Origin of the sequence: Pseudomonas agronomica (assembly GCF_025917275.1) — a bacterium.
Taxonomy (GTDB): domain Bacteria; phylum Pseudomonadota; class Gammaproteobacteria; order Pseudomonadales; family Pseudomonadaceae; genus Aquipseudomonas; species Aquipseudomonas agronomica.
In genome coordinates this window covers 1-2096 of the sequence record NZ_JAOSHO010000694.1, presented here as the reverse complement: position 1 = coordinate 2096, position 2096 = coordinate 1, and the positions used below count along the sequence as shown (strand labels likewise).

Here is a 2096-nt window from a genome sequence, read left to right as displayed (position 1 = left end):
CAAGGCCAGGCCGGGTGGGCACCAACATCCGTCCGTCACGGGTTTCCATGCGTTCGTTGAACAACGGCTCCAGCCATTCGAAATGTTCCACCCAAGGCTCGCGGCTGTAAGTGGCCGCCAGGTGGATGTGCAGTTCCATGGCAAAATGCGGCGCGATCATCAGCCCCGCTTGCTCGGCCAAGGCCTGGACCTTGAGATAAGGCGTGATGCCGCCGACCCGGGGCGCGTCGGGCATCAGGTAATCGGCCGCGCGCAGCTTGATGAACTCCCAGTGCTCGGCAACGCTGGTGAGCATTTCACCGGTCGCGATCGGCGTGTCGAATTGCTGGGCCAACGCGGCGTGCCCTTCGGCGTCGTAGCAATCCAACGGTTCCTCGATCCAGACCAGGTTGAACGGCTCGAGGCGTCGGCACATACGTTGCGCGGTGGGTCGGTCCCATTGCTGGTTGGCATCGACCATCAAGGGAAAGTCATCCCCGAGGTGTTTGCGAATGCTGCTGACGCGATGCAGATCCAGCGCCTGGTCAGGCTGGCCAACCTTGAGCTTGATTCCGCCTATGCCCTTTTCCCGAGAGATGTCGGTGTTGACCATGAGTTGATCAAGCGGCGTGTGCAGGAATCCACCCGACGTGTTGTAGCACTGGACAGAATCGCGATGGGCGCCGAGCAAGCGAGCCAAGGAAAGATTGGCCCGCTTGGCTTTCAAGTCCCACAAGGCAACATCAAACGCACCGATCGCCTGGGTCGCCAGGCCGCTGCGCCCCACCGAGGCACCCGCCCAGCAGAGCTTGTCCCACAGTTTGGAGATGTCGCTGGGGTTTTCGCCGATGAGGCCGGGGGCGACTTCCTGGGCGTGGGCAAATTGCCCGGGCCCACCGGCGCGCTTGGAGTAACTGAAACCCAGGCCACGATGGCCGTCCCTGGTTTCGATTTCCACAAACAGCATGGCGATTTCAGTCATGGGCTTTTGCCGACCGGTCAGCACCTTGGCGTCGCTGATGGGATTGGCCAACGGCAGGTAAACCGAGGCCACGCGCACCCAGGCAATGCGGTCGTCGTCGGCGGAAGACAGTTGAGGCGTGTCTTGCATGGCTATGCTCCGAACGTTTGGATTCGACTGCTGCAACACGGGCGCGTCGCAGCAGCCAATGCGGTGGGCTAGCTGCGCATCAGTTCAATCGCAGCACTTTTGCGGTTGCGAATGACCGTCACCAGATGCCAGGAAATGGACGCGGCGGCCAGGATGAGGAAGCCCGCCGAGATGGGGTTGGTCAGGAAGCCGCCGAAGTTGCCATCGGACAGCATCAGGCCTCGGCGCAGGTTGGTTTCAGCCATCGGGCCGAGAATGAAACCGATGATGAACGGTGCGATCGGCAGACCGCTTTTGACGAACCCATACCCCAGCAAGCCAAACAGCAGCACCGCCCAGACATCGAAGATCCGGCTGTTCAGGCCAAAGGCGCCGACCACGCAGAGCACCAGGATGATCGGCAGCAGGATGTGCTTGGGCACCGCGAGCAACTTGATGAACATGCGCAGGCCGTAGAACTCCAGCACCAGCATCAGCACGGAAGCGAGGATCAGCGCGGCGAAAATCGTGTAGACCAGTGGCGCCTGGCTGATGAACAGCAGGGGACCGGGCTGGATGCCGTGGATCATGAAGCCACCGAGCATGACCGCCGTGGTGGTGTCGCCGGGAATGCCGAGCGTCAGCAGAGGAATCATCGCGCCGCCGATGCCAGCGTTGTTTGCCGTCTCGCTGGCGACCACGCCGTCGATCTTGCCTTTGCCGAACTCCTCCGGTGTCTTGGAGCGTTTTTTCGCCACGATGTAAGAGACGATATTCGACGTACCGGCTCCGATGCCGGGCAAGATGCCGATGCCCAGGCCGATCAACGAAGAACGGGTGGCATTGGGCAACTGACCAACAAATTCCTTCATCGAGAAACCAAAACCTTTCACGCCTTTCATGCTGACGTGCTGTGGCTTGGCCCGGTGGCTCAGGCGCGCGCTCTCGGCGAACTTCAGCACTTCGGCGACGGCGAACATACCGATCATCACCGTCAGCATGGCGAAGCCGCCGTTGAGGCTCGGCA

2 protein-coding genes are annotated in these 2096 nt (G+C 61.4%); both read right to left on the bottom strand.

Annotated elements, in window-relative coordinates; genetic code table 11:
* A partial coding sequence (locus OC610_RS26245) for an L-talarate/galactarate dehydratase (RefSeq protein WP_264432018.1) occupies positions 1-1090 on the bottom strand: 1090 nt, incomplete at its 3' end.
* A 68-nt stretch (positions 1091-1158) separates the two neighbouring features.
* Positions 1159-2096 (bottom strand): tripartite tricarboxylate transporter permease (locus OC610_RS26240; protein WP_264432016.1); only part of this gene is annotated, 938 nt, incomplete at its 5' end.